Raw genomic sequence first — 21,954 nt, 5'->3', positions numbered from 1 at the left:
TGCCAACCGTCATCGACTTCCTGGAGAAGAAGCTCATGCACCGTCGCTCGCGTCGTACTCTCGCTGCCGTTCTGACTGTCCTTTCCCTGCCGCTGGTGCCTCTCGCAGCGCACGCCAAGGCCCTTACCGTGTGCACCGAAGCCAGCCCCGAAGGCTTCGACGTCGTGCGCTACAACTCGCTCACCACGACCAACGCGTCTGCCGATCCGGTGTTCAACCGGCTGGTCGAATTCGATGCCGCGCAAGCGAAAGTCGTGCCGAGTCTGGCGACCAAGTGGGACGTCAGTCCCGACGGCCTGATCTACACGTTCACGCTGCGCCCGAACGTGAGCTTCCATAGCAACGACCTCTTCAAGCCGACGCGCGCCTTCAATGCCGACGATGTCGTCTTCACGTTCGATCGCATGCTCAACGACAACGCGCCGTGGCACAAGCTCACGCCGTCGGGCTTCCCGCATGCGCAATCGCTCTCGCTGGGCAAGTTGATCAAGTCGGTGCAGAAGGTTGACGACAACACCGTTCGCTTCACACTGTCCGAGCCGGACGCCGTGTTCCTGTCGATGCTGTCGATGGGCTTTGCGTCGATCTATTCGGCCGAGTACGCAGACAAGCTCATCGCCGCCAACAAGACGGATGAACTGAATGCGCGTCCGATCGGCACCGGCCCGTTTGTGTTCCGCAGCTATCAGAAGGACAGCGTTGTGCGTTTCGACGCCAACGCGTCGTACTTCGGCGGCAAGCCGGCTTCGGAACGCCTGATCTACACGATCGTGCCCGACGCCGCCGTGCGCGCGCAGAAGGTGAAGGTTGGCGAGTGCCAGATCGCACTGTCGCCCAAGCCGCTCGACGTGCAGGCCGCGCGGGTAGACAAGGCCCTCAAGGTCGTGCAGACGCCCGCCTTCATGACGGCATTCGTCGCCATCAACACGCAGCACAAACCGCTGAACGACGTGCGCGTGCGTCAGGCGCTGAATCTGGCGTTCGACAAGCCCAGTTACGTCAAGCAGGTGTTCGAGGGCACGGCCACGCCAGCGGTCAATGTGTATCCGCCGAACACGTGGAGCTACGCCAAGAGCGTGGCTGACTATCCGCACAACATCGAGAAAGCGAAGAAGCTGCTCGCCGACGCCGGTTTCCCGCAAGGTTTCGAAACGACGATCTGGACGCGTCCGGCCGGCAGCCTGCTCAACCCGAACCCGCGCGTGGGCGCAGAGATGTTGCAAAGCGATCTGGCGAAGATCGGCGTGAAGGCGCAGATCAAGACCGTGGAGTGGGGCGAGCTGATTCGCCGTGGCAAGGCGGGCGAGCACGACCTGCTGTTCATGGGCTGGTCGGGGGATAACGGCGATCCCGATAACTTCCTCACGCCGCAGTTCAGTTGCGCTGCCGTGACCTCGGGGACGAACTTCGCGCGCTTCTGCGACGCCAATCTCGACAAGCTGATCGGCGACGGTAAGCGCACGCCCGATGTCGCCACGCGTACCGCCAAGTACCAGGCGGCGCAGAAGACGATCAAGGACGATGCGCTGTGGATTCCGCTGGCCCATCCGGTGGCCGCGGTGATTACGCGCTCGGAGGTCTCGGGGTATCAGGTGAGCCCGTTCGGCCGCCAGAACTTCGCGACGGTGCAGGTCAAGTAAGTTCTCAGTCACGACTGGCCATGCCCCGCGACGGGCATGGCCGCTTCAGGTCATCGTCACGCTTGCGGCGAACTCTCGGCTTCGCCGATCCGGAAAATCTGGGACAGATCCCAATCCGCCATGCCGCGTTGCGCGGCGTCGTTCAGCAGACGGCGCACCTCGGGCAGCACGCGTTGCACCGTAGCGCTCGTGTGGGCCAGTTCTGCAATCGCATCGAGATCCTTGAGCATTACGCGAACCGTACCGGTGGCATGCGCCGGGGGGGTCACCATGCGCGGCCACAGTGTTTGCAGCAGGACGGAATCGGCCCACCCCCCTTGCAGCGCCGACGGTACGGCCGACGTATCGATGCCGCTGCGTTTGGCTAGCAGGAAGGCCTCCGCCAGCCCTGCGAGTGTGGTGGCGACGATGGCCTGATTGGCCAGCTTCGTGGTCTGGCCTGCGCCGGTGTCGCCCATGCGTGTCACGCGTGAGGAGAATGCGCGCAGTACCGGCGTGATCGCTTCGACAGCCTCTTTCGGACCCCCCGCCATGATCGCCAGCGTGCCGGCCTCGGCACCGGCCGTGCCGCCGGACACGGGCGCGTCGATCCATACGCTGCCGGTCGTTTCGTGCCAGCGCTTGGCGAGGGTGCGGGTCAACGCAGGCGAGAGCGTCGAATGATCGACGAGAAAGCGCGGCGGCGTGGCCGCATGCACGAGCCCGTGCTCACCGAACACCACGTCCTCCACCGCCTTGCCGTCACCGAGACAGAGCAGCGCCATATCGACGCATTCACCGAGCGCCTGCGGGGTGACGCAGGCCATTGCGCCGGCATCGGTCAACGCGGCCAGTTTTGCCGCCGAGCGGTTCCAGACGGCGACCTCGTGTCCGGCGGCGAGCAGCCGCCGCGTCATGGGTTCGCCCATGCGGCCGATACCGCAAAAACCTACGCGTGGGGTAGTCATCGATTCGTGTCCTCGTGGGTTGGCGTCTCCCCGAGCAAGGCTTCGTAGGGCCATTCCACGGCACCCGAGTGCGTCACGGCGCCGAGCTTGGCGGGCCGCACGAGCGCTTCGTACTTTTCCAGCACGCCGCCCAGTCGTCCGCGCACGAACGGTGGGGTCTCGGCGGCGCGTGCCGCGAGTGCCTCGTCGGAGAGTTCGACGTCGAGCTTACCCTTGATTGCGTCGATGTGGATGCGGTCGCCATCGCGCAGCAAACGGATCGGCCCGCCCGCCGCCGCCTCGGGGCCGACGTAGCCGATGCACATGCCGCGCGTCGCCCCGGAGAAGCGGCCGTCGGTCAGCAGCGCCACCTTTTCGCCCATCCCTTGCCCGTAGATCGCTGCGGTCACGCTCAGCATTTCGCGCATGCCCGGCCCACCCTTGGGGCCTTCGTTGCGAATCACGAGCACGTCGCCTTCGCGGTACGTGCCTGCCGACACCACCGCCATGCAGGCTTCCTCCGTTTCGAATACGCGCGCGGTGCCCGAGAACACCAGTTGCTTCAGGCCGGCGGTCTTGAGTGCGGCGCCATCGGGCGCAAGGTTGCCGCGCAGCACGACCAGCCCCGCGTTTGGCGAGAGCGGTTCGGTATGCGGCTTGACGACGCGGCCGTCGGGGCCGGGAAACGCGCGCAATGCGATGTCGAGCGTCTCGCCGCTCTGCATGAGCGTGTCGCCATGAATGTGGCCGCCGGCGAGCAGGGCGTTGAGCACCGCAGGCACTCCGCCGACGTGGTGCAGATCGACGGCCAGATAGCGGCCGCCAGGCTGCATGTCGCCGATGAGCGGGGTGCGGGCGAGGACTTCGGAGACGTCGTCGAGCGTGAACGGGATGCCGGCTTCATGCGCGATCGCAGGAATATGCAGCATGGCGTTGGTCGAGCCACCGGTGGCCGCCACCGCCGCGCAGGCGTTTTCCAGACTCTTGCGCGTGACCAGATCGCGCGGCAACGGCCCGCCGTTGCGCAGGGCGCGCATGACGTTTTCTCCTGCGCGCCGGGCAATGGCGATGCGCTCGCTATACACCGCAGGCACCATGGCCGAGCCCAGCGGCGCGAGGCCGAGAACTTCCGCCACCATCGCCATCGTGTTCGCCGTGAATTGCCCGGGGCACGAACCGGCCGTCGGCGTGCAGCGCTTTTCGATGCCGTGCAACGTGTCGGGCGTCATATCGCCACGCTGCGCCGTGCCGACGGCTTCGATGGCCGTGAGGATGGTGGCTTGCGAGCCATCCGGCGCCACGCCGGGCAGCATCGCGCCGCCGAACAGGAACACGCCGGGGACGTTCACGCGCACCATGCCCATCAGAATGCCGGGCAGCGTCTTGTCGCAGCCGGCCACGCCAACGAGCGCGTCGTAACAATGCGCGCGCACGAACAACTCGACGCTGTCGGCAATCGTCTCGCGCGACACCAGCGAGAAGCGCATGCCGGAGTGATTCATCGAAGTGCCGTCCGACACCGAGATCGCGGAGCCGCGAATCGGTACGCCTCCCCCGGCGGCCACGCCAAGCCGGACGTTGTCCGAGATCTGGTTCAGCGACATGGAACAGGGTGTGTTTTCGCCAAACGTATCGACGATGGCGACGAACGGCTTTTCGATGGCGGCGTCGTCGAGGCCGGTGGCGCGCAGAAACGCGCGGTGCGGCGTGCGCGTCACGCCTTCCGTTACGGTGCGGGAGCGGTGCTTGTGCAAATCTGTCATGGGGGGGCTTCCTTAAGTTGTGTCGCGTGCCGTTGCCGCTCACGTGTTCAGCAGCAAGCCATTCTCGATGGCGATCACCTGACCGGTCATCGCGGGCGCGTGAGCGGCGAGGAACCAGGCGAGGTCCGCGATTTCCGACGGCTGAGAGACTCGCTTGAGCGGCGCGTTCTCGCGCATGCCGTCGACCACGCGGGCGTAAGCATCGTCGCCGAGCACGCGTCGCAGCAGGCCGTCGTCGACCATGCCCGGCGCAATGGCGTTCACGCGCACGTGCGGGGCCAGATTGCGCGCGAGCGAGAGCGTCAGCGAGTTGACTGCCCCCTTGGACGCTGCATAGGCAATCGACGAGCCCGTGCCATTGAGCGACGCGAGCGACGAGATGTTGACGACGGCGCCCGACGATGCGCCTGCCGCCCTGTTGCGCAGCAACGGTGCGGCGGCACGCGTCATTTGAAACATGCCGATCAGGTTGACGCGGTAGACGCGTTCGAACTCGACGTCATCGATGGCGTCGAGGTCCCCGTGCGGAATCACGCGCGTTGTGCCAGCGCTGTTCACGAGGGCGTCGAGCCGCCCCCATTGCGCGCCGACCGCATCCGCCATGCGACGGCAAGCCGCATCGTTGCCGACGTCGGCATCGATGACGAGCGTTTGCGCACCGGCGTCGCGGCATTGCGCGGCCACCGATTCTGCGGCGTCGCGGGTACTGTCGTCGAAGTTGTTGATGGCCACGGCCCAGCCGTCGCGTGCGAAGCGCAGGGCCGTGGCGGCGCCGATACCGGTGGCGGCACCGGTCACGAGGCAGACGGGAAAACTCATGCGCGACTCCGTTGCGGCCTCAGCGACAGCACGATGAAGGCACCGCCGACCAGCGCGCACGCCAGCACGATCATGCCGGGCAGCAGTTGTCCGGTACTGTCTTTGAGAAAGCCGATGACATACGGGCTGACGAAGCCGGCGAGGTTGCCGGTCGAATTGATCAGCGCGATGGCGGCGGCTGCACCGGCACCGCCCATCATCGCCGTGGGAATGCCCCAGAAGACCGGCGCGATCGAGTTGATGCCGATGGCGGCCACGATGAGCGCAGCCATCGACCACCACAGGTGCTGGGCCAGCAACACCGAGGCCAGCATGCCTACGGCACCCAGCAGGCAGCATATGGCCACATGCACGCGGCGCTCGTTGCGGCGATCGGCGTGACGAGCCACCAGAATCATCGCAACCGCGCTGATGAGCGAGGGCACCGCCGAGAGCAGCCCGATGTTGCCGAGATTGGCAACGCCAGCGGCGCGGATCATCGTCGGCAGCCAGAACACGAGGCCGTAATTGCCCATCGCGATGCAGAAGTACAGCAGGCCGAGCAACCAGACCTTGCCGTTGCGGAACACCTCCCGCACGCTCTGATGGACGCGGGTGCTGTCGTCGGCGGCGAGATCCTGCGCGAGCAGGCGCTTCTCGTCCGCGTTCAGCCATTTCACCGTTTCGATCCGGTCCTGCAACACGAAGAACGCGGCGATGCCCACGAACAGCGATGCAATGCCTTCGATCAGGAACAGCCATTGCCAGCCGGCGAAGTCGTGCAGACCGCCGAAGTGCTGCATGATCCAGCCGGACAGCGGTCCGCCGATCGCGCCAGACACCGGAATCGCCACCATGAACATGGCAATGATCTGCGAGCGTTTGTTCGACGGGAACCACTTCGATAGATACAGCACGATGCCGGGGAAGAAGCCGGCTTCGGCTACGCCAAGCAGGAAGCGAAGCACATAGAACGAGGTTGGACCCTGCGTGAACATCGTCAGGCAGGAGATGATCGACCACGTGACCATGATGCGGGCGATCCACATGCGCGCGCCCACGCGGTGCATGATGAGGTTGCTCGGCACTTCGAAAATGAAATAGCCGAGAAAGAACACGCCGGCCCCGGCACCGTAGACGGTTTCGGACAACGACAGGTCCGAGAGCATCTCCAGCTTCGCGAAGCTCACGTTCACGCGGTCGATGTACGCGACGATGAACGAGAGAAAGAGGAACGGGATGATGTGCCAGGTCAGCTTCCGATACAGCGCGTCGCGCTGCGTCGGGTCCAGGGCGGCGTTCGCGCCGGCATGCGGCCGCGCGCCGCCGGAAAGGGACGTGCTCATGAGTGTTGTCTCCATGGATGCGTGCCGTTCGGCACGTCGAGTTATTGAGCAGCGTGACTCGCGTTCGGTTATGTGGTGGTGTCTCAATCGGGAGCCGCGCGGAGTGGCGCCGAATTGACCCATACATCACGGGGTGCCCGCTTGGCAGTGCTGCTCGATCGAAGGGTAAGGGGGAGCGGACGCCACGGCAAATCACAGTTTGCACTCGCGTCATTACCATTTGGTTATGATGTCGGCGTTCTGCCTCGCGCAGCGCTACGTCATTCCGACGCCCGCCATGTCAACCACCGATAATTCGATAGAGCGCTTTTTCCGCAGTGGCCTGAAGCTGGGTCATCTGCGCATTCTGGTGACGCTGGGGGAACTGCGACAGGTCACGCGCGTGGCTGCGGCGTTTCATGTCACGCAGCCGGCCATCTCCAAGCAGATCGCGGAGATCGAAGAGGCCCTGGGAGCGCCGGTCGTGCGTCGCGTGGGGAACGCCGTGGAGCTGACGGGCATTGGGCGCGTACTTGTCGAGCGAGGCCGCGAGATTCTCCGGCAAATCGAACTGGCGCGGCGCGATGTCAGCGCACTGACCGCCGGAACGGCCGGCCATGTGCGTTTCGGTGCCGTGGTGACGATTCCGCAGCCGTTGATAGCCCATGCGGTCGAGCTGTTCACACGGCGCGCACCGACCGCGTCGTTCTCGTTCGTGGAAGCCACGCTCGACCGTCTGCTCAAGATGATGGACGAGGGCAATCTCGATCTGGCGCTCGGACGCAATCGTGTGACCGGCCATTTGCCTGTCATGCGTCACGAATCGCTGCACCATGAGCCGTTCGTTTTCGTGGTCGGCACGCGCCATCCGCTGGGCGGCCACGATAGTGCCGAAAAGCCTGTCGCCTGGGAAGACTTGCAGGAGGTGCGCTGGATCACGCCAATGCGCGGCTCGCCGGCGTTTGCGACGATGGTGGAGATCCTCGCCGAGCACGGGGTGACCTTGCAGCGTCCGGCCATCGAATCGAGTTCGCTGGCATTGAACCTCTCGCTGCTGCGAGGCGGGGATTTTGTCTCGATCCTGCCGTTATCGCTCGCCCGGCGCTACGTGCAGCGCGGTTCGATGCGCGTGTTGCCGCTGCCGCCGCTCGGCCCTCTGGGTGAGGCAATTCTCTACTGGCGGGAAGATACGACGACGCCCGCCGCACAACTCTTCGCCGCATGTCTGCGCGAGTCGTCTGCCGAATTGATCGAAGCGAATTGAGACGATCGGGGGGAGGGGCGCGGCGGCTGGTGCGCGTCGCGTTCGCCGGCCGACGCTGAAGCGCGGCGCGACAAACCAAGCGTGTTTCGCGCGATAAATGGGGTGTGATGTATTTTCCAGCATTTGCAAGAGAATTTCACGCCCCACGCATTCAACTTCGCCTGATCGGATCAGAATAGGCCGCCAAACACCTGCGCTTCCCAATTCATGATGACCAGTTCTTTACTGGTCTGAGGCGTACCGCGTGCGTTGGCCACCGAGTACCGGATGTCCAGCTCCGCGATGTGTAGGCTGGCGAAGGCATCCCGGATGTCGGGGTGATCGTTTATGGACAACATCACCTTGCCTTTGCACTCGCGCATGATCGCAGCCATGCGCTCATACTCCCCAAACTCGAACGGCACGCCATACCCCTCCGTCTGCCAGTAGGGAGGGTCGAGGTAGAAGAACGTATGCGCGCGGTCGTAGCGGCGCATGCAGTCATGCCACGACAGGTTTTCGACGGTGGTGCCAGCTAGGCGCAAGTGGGCCGCCGAGAGCTGTTCTTCGATGCGTAGAAGGTTAACTGTCGGGGCGGTCGTCGCGGTGCCGAACGTCTGCCCGTCGATCTTTCCGCCGAACGCGTGGTGTTGTAGGTAGTAGAAGCGCGCGGCGCGCTGTATGTCTGTCAGCGTTGCCGGCGACGTCATCTTCTGCCATTCAAATACCTGTCGACTGGAAATCGCCCATTTGAACTGGCGAACAAACTCTTCGAGGTGATGTTGTACAACCCGGTAAAGGTTCACCAACTCGCCGTTGATATCGTTGATTACCTCGACGTGAGCGGGAATCGGGCGCAGAAAATAGAGGGCTGCCCCGCCACAGAACACTTCCACGTAGCACTCATGAGGCGGAAAGAGCGGTAGCAGCTTGTCCGCGAGACGGCGTTTCCCGCCAAGCCACGGGATGATGGGTGTTGCGATGTGCATTTATCGTGCGTCATATGTGATAGGCTTACGCCGCCTCTGCAGGGGTACGCGGCCTTTGCCTAACTTGCAGGACTCTTCTGCGAGGGCGGGATGCGGCCGGTGTTAGCGCACCGTCCGCATCGCCGCGTCTTTTCTTCTAAATTACTACGCCACCGAAACGCGCCGCTTGAAGGGGTTGTATGTGGCGCATACGGGAATCTGCCAAGCCGGGCCCCACGGCGTTTCGCGCCAGGTGCTGCCCAACCAGTAGTTCCACGCCTTCCAGCCGATCTTCGCTTCGCCGAAACGCCCGTGGTAGTAGAAGTTCACGCCATTGCCCACGGCGAAGAACAGCACCAGGTCGTCCTGGTCGATGTTTGCCAGGACGCGCCAAGTTGACGCGTCAAAGGTGAGCCCGAAGAGCCAGTAGTCCAGTCCATAAGCGGGGTTGCGCAGAAGCCAAAGCATCCGAGCCACATAGCGCATATGTGGCGGCTTGCCCCACGCGGCCGGGAAGTAGCCGTCCTTCCACCCGGCGTCAATCGAGGCATCGAAGGTCTGAAACCAGCGCAGCCAGCGCGGCAAGTTGCCGTCGTCATCGGCGAGCAGCACCGCCCACCAGTTCACGCACAGCACGGCAACGACGACGCCCGCCCAGGTTGCAACGGCATAGGCGGGATACGCGATGACCGCGATGATCACGAACAGGCGGCGAGCAACCGAGTCGGACGGTGTGCTGGCCGTCAGGCCGCGATCGAGCAAGGAGGTCGCGACGGCAATGGTCGTGCACTTCGCAGCGAACACAATGGCAGCGTATAGAACGCAAAGGACGGTGGCGATCATTGACCTTCCTCGGGCGTTCCGGCAACTCCAGTGGACACCTCAGGAGCCGTTTCTGTCAGCCACGGAGGAATGGGGCCACCGCCATGATAGGTGACGCTTTCACCGCTGACGTCCACCGCCGCGCCGAGCTGGTATTCGTGGCCGGTGTGGGCGACATAGAGCTTTTTTCCGCGATGGTCTTCCACGACCGACCATGCGGCTCCATCCCACATCGGCACCATGCCACCTTCAACGGTCGGCGGTTGCGCTTCGACTGCGCCGTAGGGGACGTTGAAATCGCCGGGCGACAGGTAAAGCTCATACGCCATCGTCGGGTACAGGAAAAAACCGACTTCGTCGGCTTGATAGACGACTTTCGATTCCATTACACATCCTTCGAGGTTAGTTCAAATGCCGATGTGGGATCACTGGGACGAACCAAAATCCGCGCCATGAACCCCGCGTAAGCGGCGTTGCATTTGCTGTGACGCGGCCGCTTTACGCATGGAGGCGCGGGTGATAAGCGACGTTGACGCCTCTTGTCTCGGTTCCACCTGTCGGGCCTGTTGCCCCTTGTCCGACCGCGAACGAAAACGGTGCCGTTCCTCCAAAGGGGCCGCCATTATTTACCCCTTCGTGAGCATGTGATTTAAACGCATCGAGCTGATTCGACGCGAGGGTTCGTTCATTTCCAGTGTCTTTGTCGGTGCCGGTATATCTGCGGAACTGGTTACGAAGGTCTGGACAACGAAAGCTGTCGCCACCAAGATCCACGAACTTGTGCATGCCGGCAGTCCAAGCGCCGGATGTAACAACCAGACCGTTTTCTTGTGCGTAGCCCCACAGCCCGGCGTATGCCGTCTTACTTAACGTGCCGCCCACGGCATCGACCTCACTGGCCAGCGGCGTGACCGTGTGCCCGTCGAGCGGGCGGCCGCAAAGCGGGGAACGATAGCCGGTGAAATACTGGCTGGCCGCCCAGACCCAAACCTCCGCAACTTCGGCGACGACAATCGGGCCGACATTACTAGTCGGTAAGGCCAAAATCGAGTAGACCTTTGGGTAACCACTCAGCACAGCGAGCGCTGATGTAACAAACGCCGTATTGGCAATCTTGCGACTGCTGTCGCCGGCGGCCTGGTCCGGCGCATTCTGGCCTCCTACCCATTGGAAGGCGAGCAGTGTCGTGCCGAGCACAATGGCACCGTCCGTCTTGAGCATCCACAGGGTGTCCGCATTCAGCGTGCCGGACTCCACGGGAATCACCGCGCCGGAGGTGAGCTTCGCTGCGCTGTTGGCGTCCGCCGCGCGCGCCCATGCACCTGCCCCGGCCACGTAGATGCCGTTCTCAGCGCCAGCTGCTTGGTCTTTTACCAGCACACGATCGCCTGCCGCGAGCGCCACGTCATCGACCGGGCCGAGGCCCGTAAGGACGATTGGGCCTGTCGTGGCCGCCCGAACCGATTGCTTGCTGTCCAGCTTGGCCAGTTCGTCACGGACGTAATCGATGACATAGGCGCGCGGCGCCATCACCACGGAGTTGTCGACGAGCAACGTGACGCTGGCGGCATTGCTCGTCTGAAAGATGGTGCGCACGTAGAACTGCTTGCCGCTACCGCTGGCCAGCATCGGTTTGATGGACTCGGGATACTTACAGATCGCGTAGAGAACACCGGTATCGGTGTAGATGCCAACCTCTCGGATTGTCCAGCCTCCGACGTCGTCGGCTAGCCAGCCTTCGCACACAAGCCAGTTGGGGTTGTTGGGGTCTTGCAAAAGCGCGTTAATCGGCTGGCGATGAACCTCGCGCCGCAGCGCCGTCGCAGTCGGATCGGGGTTGTAGACGGCTCCGTTGCCGTCGCCGAAGGCCATCGTCGTCAGCGTGATGGGCTTGTTCTGAGCTTTTTGCTGAGCCTCATAAGCGAGCCCGGCGTTGGTCAGAATGGTGTAGTAGTCCTGAGCCACGTCAGTTCTCCAATGGGTAAATCGTGGTGATCTCGATGGTTTGCTGGCCGTAGCCAATGAACACGGCACCGCTTTGCTCGACGCCGTCCAACTGCAGCGGATATACGGTTGTCAGCTCGCCGCCGAGCGTCGCGGCCGCGATCACGGGCACGGGACTGCGCACCGTCAGGTACAACGTGAGTGCCTCGAGGTGGCTGCGCACGTTCTTGTACTCGTTGACCAGCGCGACGAGCGCGTCGTAGGTCGACTCGTCAATTCCGCGGTCAGACAGGTCCACGTCGATACGGAAGTGGAACGGCTGGCCACCGTACTCAAACCACTCGGCGATCTGACCGTTGAGGGCCAGCGTTTCTAAAACCTGTTGAATGGCCCATTTCGTGCCCTTGAACCGGTGCAGCTCGATTGCCCGCTTGAGAAACAGGCGACGCTCGTCGTCGTTGCGGGCAAATTGCCAACCTTCACCAAGGATGTGGAACTGGTCCGCGAGTACCGGCAACGCCGACGTATTGACGGTGTCCACGAGGTAGACCAGGAGCGGTGACAGATCAATGTCACTGATTCGAGCCGCCAGTTGGCCGAGCACGCGAAAGCGCTCGTCGCTGGCCAACGGAGGCGGGAGCAACCGCGAATCAGCCATCGACCGTCTCCGAAACGGTGATGTTGATTCCTGTGCAGCGCGCCCACTCGTTCTCCGCGAGCACCAGCTTGGACGGTGAGGCGCGCACGATGTCGTAAACACCGGTGACCTTCAAGGCAACGTCCACCTGCACCGGCACGATGTCACGGCCAAGACCGGCCGCTCGATCTGCTTTATAGGTTTGGGCTGCATCATTCGCCTGCGCGACCACGCTGGCCACGTCAGTGTCCTTGTAGAGCACCAGCTGGGCCTCGATCGCGTAGTCGACGGGCGTCGGGGCAAGCGCCTGCACCTGGTCGGTCAACGGGCGCACGCGGTCGGCCGAACACTTCGCTTCGACCAGCGCCAGCATGTTGGCATCGGGCAATCCCGTGGTGAGCAGCGGGTAAAGCTTGACCACGCCTGGCGTGGGGGACAACACGGCCACGTCGACGATGCTCTGGTGCGCGCTTTTTGCGTGGAACACGTAGGCTAGGCGGCTGCCAGCAGTGCTGAACGCTTCCGGCGCCAGCTTGATACGTTCCCGCAGGCGGTCGTTTTCCTCTTCCTCGACGCCGCCGTCGGTCACCGCGATGTTGGTGACGGTGACTTCAATGTCGCCCAACTCGTCGACCAGGTTGTTGATTTGTCCAGGCTGCCAGCCATTCCCCACTGAGCCGGGCTCTTCACAGGTGGCCGCCGTGTCTACCGAAAGCTGCCCGGCCACCAGCGTCACGTCGTTGTCGGTAGCGAATGTCGCGGTGCCGTCGCCACCCTCAACGCGGGTGCCGGCCGGGATCAAGAGATCAGTGGCCAGCGCAGTCTTCACGGCGAAGCGCATCGGGGTCATCGCCGACTGCGCCGGCAGGCGAGTGACACCGACGAGCTCGCCCAGATAATCGAGCATTGGCGCGCGGGCGTAGTGCACCAGGCTCTGTTTGGCCGCTTCCTGGATGCCGACGCGCACCAGTGTTTCCCGATAGGCGATAACGTCGATGAGCAGCCGCTCGACTTGGGCGGGATAGAGGGTCTTGCCGGAGAGCGACTCGTATTGAGCGACGATTTCGGCGGTAATGACCTGTGGATCTCGTTCGATGAAACTCGGCTCGGGAAGGCTCACAGACGCACCTCCGTGTCGCGCTCAACGCCGTCAGCCAACTTCCAACGTACCTTCAAGGTCATTTGCGCCTGATCGATCGCAGGCGTGACCTTGAGCAGATGGCAACGCGGCTCCCACTGTCGGATTGCATCGACGGCTTCGCGCACCAGGTGGGGCACGGCCTGGTCGATGGGGTAGTCGATGTAGAGATGTACGTTCGAGCCGAAGTCGGGACGATGCGGATCGCTGCCTTTCGGCGTGCGGAGGATCACGCGGATGGCCTGGCTGATGTCTGCCTCCGCCTCGACAACGTCGAAGCTACCAAGCGCAGGTTGCCAGTGAACGGAGGAGATGTCGGATAGCCGGGTCATGCAGCTATCGTGCCGCGATGCCCGGCTAGGGGATATTAATGCGGTTTAGAACCGCTCGAGATTTACCAGTGCGCCGGTGCCGCGATCCAGATGGCCATCGATCATGGCTCGCGCACATTCGATTCCGGCTGCGATCGCTTCTTGTTCGGTCCCAAAGAACTCTTGGGAAGTTGCCGGTTCTGGCTGCGGCCCGTCGTGCCCCGATCGGCGGATTAGGCAGCGGACGCCCCAGCGGCGAATGTCGTCAAAATAGGGGCAGTCCGGTTGGATGTCGTAACCACGATAGCGAATGGTCTTCATGAATCCTCCTTTTTAAGTGAGAAGACCCATTCAGTCTACTGTCACGACTTCAGTGCGTGTGGTGGTTTGAGTTGCCCCCACTGTCCATGATCGTGCCCGTCGCTGCGACATCGCCGTCGATATTCATGTTGCCCTGGATCTGGGCGCCGGCCCCGCCGGACACCGCTAGACCACCTTGTCCGGTCATCTTTCCCTTGACCAGCAAGTTGCCCGTCAGCTCTGCATCAGCGGTGTCCAGCGTGACTTTGGCACCGGCCTTGAGCAGGATTTCCGTGCTCGCTTCCACTTCTACGCGTCGAACGCCCGTGACCGCCAAAACGCCGGCTTCGCGATCGTACTCGAGCAGAGCGCCATCCTTGAACCGCATCGCGAACTTGTTCGGGTCGGTGACTGGAGGCGTGTCGGCGGACGAGTAAATCGCGCCGAGAATGACCCCATCCTCGCCACGCACATCAAGCAAGACAGCCACCTGCTCGCCGATATCGTAGGTCCAGCAGGCTTGGTCATCCTGTGTTTTCGGGTAGGCGATGGGCAACCACATGGTGCGCATATTATCGAGATCGGGCAGCCGTACCCGCGCGAAGCCCGGCCGGGAAGCGCTGACCGTGCCAAATTTTAAAGTGGCACCGAATTCTTCAGTGGTTTCCGTCATTTCTTCTTGGCCATCTGATTGTTTCCAACCACGCCGACCTGTCCATCAGCCGTGGTTCCGTACACCTTGAGGCCCTTGCGGGCACTTGCCTTGGTTGTGCTGGTTCCGTTCCCAGCCTTGACCGGCAGCGCTACGCGCTTGATCTCCATCTCGGTGGTATAGCCAGCGCCGTGATCGAGTCGGTGATGAGCCGACTCGACAAGGTATTTCCCGGAGAGCTTTCCGCAGTTCGCCAGCTCGACGGTCGTGCCAGCGACAATCTTGGGATTGCCATACACGGTGAAGTTACCTGCGGTTTGCTGAAGGTTTGCCGCGTCGAGAGCCGCCTGCGTCTTCGTCTGGAGTGCGGCCTTGGATCCTCGCGCACTGAATTTCAGCGTATCGCCGCTCGCAGATTGGCCCGAACGCTTTTTCGTGCTCACCGTGGTCTGGCCAACCTCCGCGACGTCGTCCCCCTTCACACCGTAGACCACCAATTTTTTCGTCTTCGGATCGTGATATTTGCCCTTGGCGGCCTGGTAGACGTCCTTGATCTTGTCGCGCATTCGAATGGATTGCAGGTCGCTCACCTTCAGCGTCGCGACTACATCGGTCTCACGCAAATTTGCCAGCTCGGTGAAAACCAGCTTGGTGCCGACAATCTTGAAGGCATACCCGTACTCGCGCGCGAGGCGCGTCAGGAACTCCACGTCCCGCTCCTGATACTGAGTGACCCGATCGATTCGGATGTCTCTGATTTTCCCGACGAGCGTGAGCTTGTTACGTTTGGCGATGCGCTGCGCGATTGCGGCCAGCGTAGTGCCCTCATATGCTCGCCCGGCGCGGGTACGAACGGATTTCTTCACCCCGGTGGCCAAGGCACGAATCGTCACGATTGCCGGCGGATGCGCAAACTCGATTTCGTCGATCTCAAACGTCCCGCAGGGCAGCAGCGGATCGCCACGGTACCCGATCTTGAGGGACAGTGAGTCACCTTTGCCTGGGTACCACTGCTCGATCCAGCGGCCGTCCGCATCCTCCAGTTCGACGGCCAACTCGTCGGACTGGCCGTCCAGGTAGTCGGTGTACGTCACGGAGCGCACATAGGGCGTGATGTCGTTGGTGATGTTCTTCTGTTCGTAGGTGAGCACGAATACCGGGTGCGGAACCTTGGCCGTGGTCGTGGCCGATTGATCATTCATCGCATCCACGGCGGGAGATCCTCTGACAAGTCGGTTTGTTCAATCACCGGGATCGACAACCGCAGGCCGCTCGGAAGCATCGGCGCCAGCAGAACGTGCGGATTGGCAGCCACGATGGCTTCATAGGCGAGGGGATCGCCGTAGTATCGGTTGGCGAGCTGATCCCAACGCTCGCCCTCAGTCGTGATGTGGATCAGGTACATCAGATGGCCCTCGCGATGACTTTGGCGGCCAGCTTACTGATGCTCGGCGCGGCAGACTGGAGAGCGCTCGACGCCGTCGAGAGCTGCCCACTCAGGTAATCGACTCGACCGCCGATGTTAGCGGCACTGACCGAGCTCAGTGCCCCCTGTGCACTGCGGACTGCACTAAGAGCGTTATCGCTGGCACGCAATACGCCTGAGACGCCGGGAAGCTGGCCAGACAGGCCGCTTAACGTCGGCGAGAGCTTTTCCAATGGACCAGCGACCTGTTTCACGCTCGTCAGCAGCCCAGGCACCCGCCCCAACGCGGCGAGTGGGTTTGCGGCCAACTTTTGTGCAAGCCGAGCGCCATCGACGGCGACGCGCAGGGCCGATTGCGCCTGGTTGGCGTAGGTTACGGCCTGACGTACACCCTCGCGGACGGTTGCCGTAGCGCTGTCGAGCGCACTGGCCGCAGCGTCGTCGACCGGCAGCGCCTTGGCGTCGGCCGGCGGTGGATTCGGCTGGACGGCGGGCGGTTTAAGCGGATTCTTCTTGTCGCCAACGAACTCGCGCAAGGTGATACCGGCCTCGAGCGCGACGAGCGTGCCTGCTTTGTCCGTATGCTTGCTGGTGGCTTGCACGCTGGTCAGCACGAACCAGCCTTTGTAGTCACCATTGCCCAGTACCAACGCCATTGCCTGGTGGCCGGCAAGCGCCGTCTTGAGCTTCACGAGCTCCGCTTCCGGATCACAGTAATATTGGTGAAAGGCGAGCTGAATCCGGATCTCGTCGAGCTTGTCACCGATAAACTGCAGGCGGGGCTTTCCTTCGATCAGCGTATGCTCGGCGAAGTCGGCGCCGAATTCCGATTCGAAACCGTCGAAGTACGTGATCAGGTCGAATTGAACGTCCCCCAAGAGTGCAAACATCAGTAGGCCCTCCGCGCTTGCTGCCCGGTCACCCGTTTGATCATCTGCTCCAACTCACGCAGCGATAAATTGAGCGCCTCCGTGACCTGGGTCTTCGTCGACTCGGGCGAGCCACCCTGGACGTGAATCGTGGGACTGAAGTGGATCGTGGTCCCGGCAGCGCCGGCACCAGCGGCTGACGAACTGAGTCGTCCTGATGCAATATGTTGAGTCGCCACAGCGGCGGCCGTATCCGAGGCCATGCCGGCGGCAGCCCTCGAGGCGAGCCCCGCCGACCGCCCGATACCAAGCGCAGCCCCTTGCGCGATGTTGTCGCCAAAGCCCATGAACACGCGAGACGGGGATCGGATGCCCAGCGTGTTGGCGAACCAGCCTTTGATGTCCGAGCCGAACGAGACGATGCTGTCGCGCGCCGCCGAGATTTTCGAAGACACACCACCGACCAAGCCGTTGATCAGATCGGCGCCGGCCGAGAAGAACCGATCCTTCATGCCCTTGAGCCAATTCCAGCCAATCACGATTGCTGACTTGACCTTGTCCCAATTTTTCCAAACGAGGTAGGCGGCAACGCCGATCGCGGCCACGGCCAACCCGAGCGGGTTCATGAGCATTGCGCGACCGAGCCAGAGAAATGCCTGGCCAGCGATACGCAAGCCCGACAACAAGTTTCCAGCAAGCAGACGGCCGAGGAAAAGCGCGCCTCGCCCGAGCGAGAGCATCCAGCCCCCGAGGCGGCCGAAAACGCTCGCCAGTTTGGTTGCCGTCTGCGCCCCGGCGCCGAACAACTGGAATACGGTGGCAAGGCGCGACGAGCCTCCGAGCACCAACGCGCGCATCAGTGTCCATTTGGCAGAAACGGTCGTGAATGCGGTGCCGAGGAGGTTCAGCGGGGATTTGACGAAGAAATTCAATCCCCAGCCCAGGGCAAGGGTGGCGACCTTCAGGCCAACGATGCTGACGGCAAAGCCAGCTACTGCGCGGACAACACCAGGATGAGCTTTCACGAATAGCTCAACTTTTTTTGCCATCGGCGTTAAGGCATCAAGCAACCCCGTCAACGACGGCATCAGTTCCTTCCCAACCGTGATACCAAGGTCAGCAACGCTCGTATTGAATCGCTCCCAAGCCTTGGTGGCGAGTTCTGCGCGCTTGCGGTAGTCCTCGTCGATGGTGCCCATCGCTTCCTGGCTACCCATCTTCTTCTTGTTGTCCTGGTACTTGTCCCAGCCCTGGCGCATGGCCAGCAAATGGTTGATGGTCTGAATGTCCTGGAACACTTCGTTCAGGCCGAAGCTTTCCATCAAACGGCGTTGGGCCTCTTCGTCTCCCTTCGCGCCGGCTTCCTTCCATTGCTTCATGAACCCGTCACCTCGCGACGAGATGAACTTCTGCGCAATCTGCAGAGATGCTTCATAGCTGGAGTAGCCATCGGAGACGAGGTTTTGCATCGACTTCTGATAGTCCACGCCCGCCTTCGAATAAGCGTCGATGGTGTGCTTCGCGTTCATATGCGAGAGCCAGTTGCGAAGGTTGGTCACGGCTTCGTCACCGGAACCAGCACCTTCGCGGCCGACCTCAAGACTGGCGATGATCTGCGTGAGTGCGTCTTGCCCCTTGATGCCCTTCGACGCGAAGGCCGCGGTCATCTCGGGCAGCGCTTTGGCCATATCCTTGAGTTCGAAGCGACCGAGTTTGCCCCCGAAGGCAGCGCGGTTGAACGCCTCCTTGAGGGCTGCATCGCCTTTGATGCCCAGGGTCTCAGACAGCGAATAGACCATACCCGCGAGGTCTTTCATGTCCGCGTTCGTGGCAGTGGCGACCTTGCCCAGAAGGCCGGAATACTCACCCGCCTTGTTGGCGTCCATGCCCGCCGCAACCAAGGTGCCGACGCCTTCCAGAATCGCCGCGTGCCCCTGATTGGTGGACAACGCTGCTTGGCGGATCGCCTCGCCGACCTTGAACTCTTCCTGTTTGGTCAGGTTCCCGGTAATGGCGATGTCGCGCAGCCCGGCCTCGAAGGTCGCTGCCTGCTTGACTGCCCCGATGAGAGGGGCGGCCGTTGCTTTGGCCGTGAGGTATGTCCCCACCATTTCGCCACCCAACCCCATGCGTTGCTGCCGCAGCGCGTCGCCGCGGGCAAGTTGAGCAGCCAGGGCGACTTGCTTGGTCGTCAATGCATCCATCGTTGTGCCGAGCCGCTCGTATTGGCGGCGCAGCTCGCCGACATTGCGCATCGGATGTGCCATTGCGCGCGACATGACCTCGCCAAGCCGGGTATGCTTGACCCGCAGGTCGTCGGCGACTCTGCCAAGGTTCGACATGGTCGTCTTGGCGCCGGCGAGCGCGGTGCCGAAGCTGGCCAGCATCGTCGCGCCGATCTTGACACCAACGTAGAACTCACTTGCCATGTGGATACCTCGGAATTAGGATGCGGCTATGGACATCGAAACCCTCGCCAAAACCATTGCCTACGTTGTGATCACGGCGCTTTCAGTGGCGCTCGGCGTATGGCTGCTCATCGAGCTGCCCCTGTGGGCCGCGCCGTTGATGTTCGGCGTCGCCGTGTTTTTTGGGTTGGTTTTCTTGGGACCGTTAATCGCCATCGCGGCGTTTTGTGTCGCGGCCCTCATCAAAGCAGCGGCGTGGCTGGTTAGCCATCGCCGTGCTCGCGTTTGATTTGCTGACTGGCGTCGGTCACCCAGCCACAGAATTCATCGACACTTAGCTGGTCAATCTCACTCGGCTGCATCCGGAACCACCTCGCCAGCAGGCTCTGCCCCGACCGCAGGTTTTCCTTTGATACCCACAAATTCCAGAAATCGGGCCTTCACCGCTTGGTAATCGGCTGCGTCCATCTCGTCCAGATCTTCGGGCACGAGATTGCACATGCGCGCGACGCCGTTCAGTTCGAGCGACACCTCGCTCCCGCCGCTTTGCTCGCCTATAGCCTTCAGATCCTTGACCTTGAGTCGGCGGATCGTGACGGCGCTCAATTTCTGACCTGCTGCCGTCGTGAACGGGTACTGAAGCTGGATCTCCATGAGATTTCCTTTGCGTGTGGTGAATGAATGAGCTACACGAAGGATTCTCAGTCAGTGCGAGGACGCAGTCAGTTAATCTGCTTTACCAAATGAAAAGGCCCACCGAAGTGGGCCGTGGGGTGAAGCGCCAGTTTGCGCAGTTTCGCAAACTGCTCAGTCTGAGTGGGACGGGTCAGGCACCCGTGTTGCTGCGGTAGTCTGCCAGCATGTCCTCCCCGTTGACGCGGAAGATGTTGGCCATATAGTCCAGCTCGAGCACCTCTTCACCGTCGATGACCTGTTTGATGTAGGTCGCACCGAACGCCGAACTGAATTCCGCATTTTCGTGCTGCTTGAAGGTGCCCAGCGGGTTCTTCTTGAACATGACCGTCAGGAACGTCACCAGGCTGACCTCCTGGATACGTCCCTGTGCGCCGTATGTCTCGATGTTGGAGCGGCACTGAAGGGACGCGGCCTTGAACGGGTTGGCGACCGTCTTGGCCACGTCCTTGTACAGCGAGTTCCACTTCACTTCGCCTTCGAGCTTATCGAAGCCGGCCGGCAGTTCGATCTTGCCCACCATACCGAGCGCCTTGTGCTCTTGCATGATGGCCGAAATGTCGGGCAGCTTGATCTCTTCCGCGCGGCCGAGCAGTGAGTTCCCGTCAACGTAGATGTTGGCGTTCGTGATGCGGTTGATTTCGATCTTGCCGGCCATGATCAGTTACCTCCCTTCAGGGTCAGCAGATATTCCGAGGTGATCTCGGTCTCAAACGTGAGCCGCTCGAGCGGCGGCGGCACAGTGAATTTGTAGCTGATGAGCAGATGCCCATTGGCCAGCTCGGTCTCTTCGTTGCGGGCTGGGTCGAACCAGGCTTTGAAGCCGAGCAACGCGCCGTCGCCGATGAGCTTGCGGCCGTACCCGTTCACGGACTCAGTCAGCGCGTCAATCAACGCCTGATTGATCGGCATATCGATGTACTGCTGACTGAAGTACCGCAGAGACTCATTGATCACGTCAGCCGTGCGCCGGACGTTCTCGAAGTTGCGCATGTGCGTGACCGTCGGCCACGCAGCAGTACGGTTACCCCAGAGACGGAAGCCCGACCCATAGCTGGAGAAGATCGTGGTGATCCCTTGCTCGTTGAGCAGATTCACCTCGGACTGCGGGTCGTCGATCATTGCCGAGAGCTGCCGCTCCACGCCTGTCACGCCGGCAATCTCTTGGTTGGAGCTCGACCACCAGAAACCCTTTTCCAAGTCGATCTTGGCACGCAGCCCTGCAGCTCGAGCGGACAGCGGCTCGAGGCGCTCTGCGTTCGTCACGGCGTCGTACACCTTCACGTGCGGATAGCACAGACGCACACGGTCGCTCGATGTATTGAAGTTGATGGTGCCCATCGGACCGCGACCTGCGATCGCCTGCGCGTAGGTGGTGCCGATCGGCGCATCGATATAGGCCACAGCGTCGAGCTGGTCGGCCATGGCGATCATTTCGGTGGCGACCGAATTCTGCGTGCAGAACGCCGGCGAAATCAGGATCTTGGCGAAGAACCCGAACAGGTTGTAGGTGTCCTTGAGCGCCTTGATACCCGTGCGTACGCCTGCAGCGTTAACGGCACCGATGATGTCGGCGGCCGTGACCTTGGTCGGGTCCGCGTAATCGTAGCTGGCCTTCACGCTCGCGCCTGCAGCGATGCCGCCGCCCTTGACGCGGGTCAGCGTCCCCGTGAGCGGGTCGGCCGAATAGTCGGTGCCGAGAACGTGCGTCGTGTTTCCATCGTTGCTCTTGACGACGAGCGAGGCCACGGCCCCATGAGCCAGGCCCACCCGATCGGTGGACGCGTCGAAGGTGACCGCCTCGCTGGGCACAGCCGTCTTGTGAATCGCCGGATCCAGCACGTTAACGACGATGACGGTGCCCGCGCCATGATCGTAGATCGCGTCGAGCGCCTGCGGAATGGTGAAGCCGGGAAGCTGCGAACCGAACGCGGCCGCATCCTTTTCCGACAGTGACAGCGTGGCCACGTTGACGGGGCCGGTCGGTGCCGTACCGATCAGCCCGATCACTGCCGATTTGACGGTACGGACCGGGCGCGGTCCATTCTCGACCTCGATGGTTTCCACACCATGCAAGTAGTTTGCAGCCAT

Annotated in this window: 23 protein-coding genes; 3 read left to right on the top strand and 20 right to left on the bottom strand. The window is 62.2% G+C overall.

Annotation, left to right across the window (positions count from 1 at the left end; all coding sequences use genetic code 11):
- The first annotated feature begins 35 nt into the window (after window positions 1-35).
- Window positions 36-1,640, top strand: a complete 1,605-nt coding sequence (locus tag PCO31110_RS10055) for an ABC transporter substrate-binding protein (protein WP_150690324.1) — start codon at window positions 36-38, stop codon at window positions 1,638-1,640.
- 56 nt (window positions 1,641-1,696) lie between these two features.
- Here the strand turns inward: PCO31110_RS10055 and PCO31110_RS10050 are convergent, their stop codons facing one another.
- From PCO31110_RS10050 to PCO31110_RS10035, 4 genes are read right to left on the bottom strand one after another with little or no spacing between them, the layout of a single operon-like run.
- Complete coding sequence (locus PCO31110_RS10050; protein WP_150690323.1) at window positions 1,697-2,587, bottom strand: NAD(P)-dependent oxidoreductase; 891 nt, start codon at window positions 2,585-2,587, stop codon at window positions 1,697-1,699.
- Window positions 2,584-4,329 carry a dihydroxy-acid dehydratase gene (gene ilvD / locus PCO31110_RS10045; protein ID WP_150690322.1) on the bottom strand — a complete coding sequence of 582 codons (1,746 nt, stop codon included), beginning with the start codon at window positions 4,327-4,329 and terminating at the stop codon, window positions 2,584-2,586. Before ilvD ends, PCO31110_RS10050 begins: the two co-directional genes overlap by 4 nt.
- A 39-nt stretch (window positions 4,330-4,368) precedes the next feature.
- The gene (locus PCO31110_RS10040) at window positions 4,369-5,148 is read right to left on the bottom strand and encodes an SDR family NAD(P)-dependent oxidoreductase (RefSeq protein ID WP_150690321.1); all 780 of its coding nucleotides are present in this window, start codon (window positions 5,146-5,148) and stop codon (window positions 4,369-4,371) included.
- Window positions 5,145-6,473, bottom strand: a complete 1,329-nt coding sequence (locus tag PCO31110_RS10035) for an MFS transporter (RefSeq protein ID WP_150690320.1) — start codon at window positions 6,471-6,473, stop codon at window positions 5,145-5,147. The genes PCO31110_RS10040 and PCO31110_RS10035 overlap by 4 nt, the downstream gene beginning before the upstream one ends.
- A 277-nt stretch (window positions 6,474-6,750) precedes the next feature.
- Between PCO31110_RS10035 and PCO31110_RS10030 the strand changes: the two genes are divergently transcribed.
- Window positions 6,751-7,716, top strand: a complete 966-nt coding sequence (locus tag PCO31110_RS10030; protein ID WP_150690319.1) for a LysR family transcriptional regulator — start codon at window positions 6,751-6,753, stop codon at window positions 7,714-7,716.
- 170 nt (window positions 7,717-7,886) lie between these two features.
- Here PCO31110_RS10030 and PCO31110_RS10025 read toward each other — a convergent pair whose 3' ends face one another.
- From PCO31110_RS10025 to PCO31110_RS09965, 13 genes are all read right to left on the bottom strand, one after another.
- Window positions 7,887-8,678 (bottom strand): DNA adenine methylase, encoded by a 792-nt coding sequence (locus PCO31110_RS10025; protein WP_150690428.1) that lies wholly within the window; start codon window positions 8,676-8,678, stop codon window positions 7,887-7,889.
- A gap of 150 nt (window positions 8,679-8,828) precedes the next feature.
- Window positions 8,829-9,506 carry a DUF7338 family protein gene (locus PCO31110_RS10020; RefSeq protein ID WP_150690318.1) on the bottom strand — a complete coding sequence of 226 codons (678 nt, stop codon included), beginning with the start codon at window positions 9,504-9,506 and terminating at the stop codon, window positions 8,829-8,831.
- Window positions 9,503-9,871: a phage tail protein gene (locus PCO31110_RS10015; RefSeq protein ID WP_150690317.1), complete on the bottom strand. Its 369-nt coding sequence runs from the start codon at window positions 9,869-9,871 to the stop codon at window positions 9,503-9,505. Before PCO31110_RS10015 ends, PCO31110_RS10020 begins: the two co-directional genes overlap by 4 nt.
- A gap of 112 nt (window positions 9,872-9,983) precedes the next feature.
- On the bottom strand, window positions 9,984-11,450 hold the full coding sequence (locus PCO31110_RS10010) for a phage tail protein (RefSeq protein ID WP_150690316.1): 1,467 nt from the start codon (window positions 11,448-11,450) through the stop codon (window positions 9,984-9,986).
- Window position 11,451: 1 nt separating this feature from the next.
- Window positions 11,452-12,087 carry a phage tail protein I gene (locus tag PCO31110_RS10005; RefSeq protein WP_150690315.1) on the bottom strand — a complete coding sequence of 212 codons (636 nt, stop codon included), beginning with the start codon at window positions 12,085-12,087 and terminating at the stop codon, window positions 11,452-11,454.
- Window positions 12,080-13,186 carry a baseplate assembly protein gene (locus PCO31110_RS10000; RefSeq protein ID WP_150690314.1) on the bottom strand — a complete coding sequence of 369 codons (1,107 nt, stop codon included), beginning with the start codon at window positions 13,184-13,186 and terminating at the stop codon, window positions 12,080-12,082. The genes PCO31110_RS10005 and PCO31110_RS10000 overlap by 8 nt, the downstream gene beginning before the upstream one ends.
- Window positions 13,183-13,536 carry a GPW/gp25 family protein gene (locus PCO31110_RS09995; protein ID WP_150690313.1) on the bottom strand — a complete coding sequence of 118 codons (354 nt, stop codon included), beginning with the start codon at window positions 13,534-13,536 and terminating at the stop codon, window positions 13,183-13,185. Before PCO31110_RS09995 ends, PCO31110_RS10000 begins: the two co-directional genes overlap by 4 nt.
- Window positions 13,537-13,581: 45 nt before the next feature.
- Window positions 13,582-13,836: a CV_2116 domain-containing protein gene (locus PCO31110_RS09990; protein ID WP_150690312.1), complete on the bottom strand. Its 255-nt coding sequence runs from the start codon at window positions 13,834-13,836 to the stop codon at window positions 13,582-13,584.
- 49 nt (window positions 13,837-13,885) lie between these two features.
- The gene (locus PCO31110_RS09985; RefSeq protein WP_150690311.1) at window positions 13,886-14,488 is read right to left on the bottom strand and encodes a phage baseplate assembly protein V; all 603 of its coding nucleotides are present in this window, start codon (window positions 14,486-14,488) and stop codon (window positions 13,886-13,888) included.
- Window positions 14,485-15,669 (bottom strand): phage late control D family protein, encoded by a 1,185-nt coding sequence (locus PCO31110_RS09980; RefSeq protein ID WP_246189807.1) that lies wholly within the window; start codon window positions 15,667-15,669, stop codon window positions 14,485-14,487. The genes PCO31110_RS09985 and PCO31110_RS09980 overlap by 4 nt, the downstream gene beginning before the upstream one ends.
- The gene (locus tag PCO31110_RS09975) at window positions 15,666-15,872 is read right to left on the bottom strand and encodes a tail protein X (protein WP_150690309.1); all 207 of its coding nucleotides are present in this window, start codon (window positions 15,870-15,872) and stop codon (window positions 15,666-15,668) included. The genes PCO31110_RS09980 and PCO31110_RS09975 overlap by 4 nt, the downstream gene beginning before the upstream one ends.
- Window positions 15,872-16,783 (bottom strand): phage tail protein, encoded by a 912-nt coding sequence (locus PCO31110_RS09970; protein WP_150690308.1) that lies wholly within the window; start codon window positions 16,781-16,783, stop codon window positions 15,872-15,874. Before PCO31110_RS09970 ends, PCO31110_RS09975 begins: the two co-directional genes overlap by 1 nt.
- Window positions 16,783-19,191, bottom strand: coding sequence for a phage tail tape measure protein (locus PCO31110_RS09965; protein ID WP_150690307.1), 2,409 nt, complete (start codon window positions 19,189-19,191; stop codon window positions 16,783-16,785). Before PCO31110_RS09965 ends, PCO31110_RS09970 begins: the two co-directional genes overlap by 1 nt.
- Before the next feature lie 28 nt (window positions 19,192-19,219).
- Between PCO31110_RS09965 and PCO31110_RS09960 the strand changes: the two genes are divergently transcribed.
- Window positions 19,220-19,459, top strand: a complete 240-nt coding sequence (locus PCO31110_RS09960; RefSeq protein ID WP_150690306.1) for a hypothetical protein — start codon at window positions 19,220-19,222, stop codon at window positions 19,457-19,459.
- Window positions 19,460-19,518: 59 nt separating this feature from the next.
- Here the strand turns inward: PCO31110_RS09960 and PCO31110_RS09955 are convergent, their stop codons facing one another.
- The 3 genes from PCO31110_RS09955 to PCO31110_RS09945 all read right to left on the bottom strand — a co-directional run bounded on the left by PCO31110_RS09955 (window position 19,519) and on the right by PCO31110_RS09945 (window position 21,954).
- A complete protein-coding gene (locus tag PCO31110_RS09955) occupies window positions 19,519-19,824 on the bottom strand; it encodes a phage tail assembly protein (RefSeq protein ID WP_150690305.1) in 306 nt (101 codons plus the stop codon).
- Window positions 19,825-19,996: 172 nt separating this feature from the next.
- Window positions 19,997-20,521 carry a phage major tail tube protein gene (locus tag PCO31110_RS09950; protein ID WP_150690304.1) on the bottom strand — a complete coding sequence of 175 codons (525 nt, stop codon included), beginning with the start codon at window positions 20,519-20,521 and terminating at the stop codon, window positions 19,997-19,999.
- A gap of 2 nt (window positions 20,522-20,523) precedes the next feature.
- On the bottom strand, window positions 20,524-21,954 hold the full coding sequence (locus PCO31110_RS09945; protein WP_150690303.1) for a phage tail sheath subtilisin-like domain-containing protein: 1,431 nt from the start codon (window positions 21,952-21,954) through the stop codon (window positions 20,524-20,526).

Origin of the sequence: Pandoraea communis, from assembly GCF_902459745.1 — a bacterium.
In the GTDB taxonomy this organism is placed as follows: Bacteria; Pseudomonadota; Gammaproteobacteria; order Burkholderiales; family Burkholderiaceae; genus Pandoraea; species Pandoraea communis.
The sequence above is the reverse complement of the archived record's forward strand: the minus strand, read 5'-3'. Positions and strand labels throughout refer to the sequence as shown.

Excerpts from the sequence above, each read along its gene's own strand:
- PCO31110_RS10055 (WP_150690324.1), top strand. The coding sequence starts at position 36 with ATGCACCGTCGCTCGCGTCGTACTCTCGCTGCCGTTCTGACTGTCCTT.
- PCO31110_RS10050 (WP_150690323.1), bottom strand. The coding sequence starts at position 2,587 with ATGACTACCCCACGCGTAGGTTTTTGCGGTATCGGCCGCATGGGCGAA.
- ilvD (WP_150690322.1), bottom strand. The coding sequence starts at position 4,329 with ATGACAGATTTGCACAAGCACCGCTCCCGCACCGTAACGGAAGGCGTG.
- PCO31110_RS10040 (WP_150690321.1), bottom strand. The coding sequence starts at position 5,148 with ATGAGTTTTCCCGTCTGCCTCGTGACCGGTGCCGCCACCGGTATCGGC.
- PCO31110_RS10035 (WP_150690320.1), bottom strand. The coding sequence starts at position 6,473 with ATGAGCACGTCCCTTTCCGGCGGCGCGCGGCCGCATGCCGGCGCGAAC.
- PCO31110_RS10030 (WP_150690319.1), top strand. The coding sequence starts at position 6,751 with ATGTCAACCACCGATAATTCGATAGAGCGCTTTTTCCGCAGTGGCCTG.
- PCO31110_RS10020 (WP_150690318.1), bottom strand. The coding sequence starts at position 9,506 with ATGATCGCCACCGTCCTTTGCGTTCTATACGCTGCCATTGTGTTCGCT.
- PCO31110_RS10015 (WP_150690317.1), bottom strand. The coding sequence starts at position 9,871 with ATGGAATCGAAAGTCGTCTATCAAGCCGACGAAGTCGGTTTTTTCCTG.
- PCO31110_RS10005 (WP_150690315.1), bottom strand. The coding sequence starts at position 12,087 with ATGGCTGATTCGCGGTTGCTCCCGCCTCCGTTGGCCAGCGACGAGCGC.
- PCO31110_RS09995 (WP_150690313.1), bottom strand. The coding sequence starts at position 13,536 with ATGACCCGGCTATCCGACATCTCCTCCGTTCACTGGCAACCTGCGCTT.
- PCO31110_RS09990 (WP_150690312.1), bottom strand. The coding sequence starts at position 13,836 with ATGAAGACCATTCGCTATCGTGGTTACGACATCCAACCGGACTGCCCC.
- PCO31110_RS09985 (WP_150690311.1), bottom strand. The coding sequence starts at position 14,488 with ATGACGGAAACCACTGAAGAATTCGGTGCCACTTTAAAATTTGGCACG.
- PCO31110_RS09980 (WP_246189807.1), bottom strand. The coding sequence starts at position 15,669 with ATGAATGATCAATCGGCCACGACCACGGCCAAGGTTCCGCACCCGGTA.
- PCO31110_RS09975 (WP_150690309.1), bottom strand. The coding sequence starts at position 15,872 with ATGTACCTGATCCACATCACGACTGAGGGCGAGCGTTGGGATCAGCTC.
- PCO31110_RS09970 (WP_150690308.1), bottom strand. The coding sequence starts at position 16,783 with ATGTTTGCACTCTTGGGGGACGTTCAATTCGACCTGATCACGTACTTC.
- PCO31110_RS09965 (WP_150690307.1), bottom strand. The coding sequence starts at position 19,191 with ATGGCAAGTGAGTTCTACGTTGGTGTCAAGATCGGCGCGACGATGCTG.
- PCO31110_RS09960 (WP_150690306.1), top strand. The coding sequence starts at position 19,220 with ATGGACATCGAAACCCTCGCCAAAACCATTGCCTACGTTGTGATCACG.
- PCO31110_RS09955 (WP_150690305.1), bottom strand. The coding sequence starts at position 19,824 with ATGGAGATCCAGCTTCAGTACCCGTTCACGACGGCAGCAGGTCAGAAA.
- PCO31110_RS09950 (WP_150690304.1), bottom strand. The coding sequence starts at position 20,521 with ATGGCCGGCAAGATCGAAATCAACCGCATCACGAACGCCAACATCTAC.
- PCO31110_RS09945 (WP_150690303.1), bottom strand. The coding sequence starts at position 21,954 with ATGGCTGCAAACTACTTGCATGGTGTGGAAACCATCGAGGTCGAGAAT.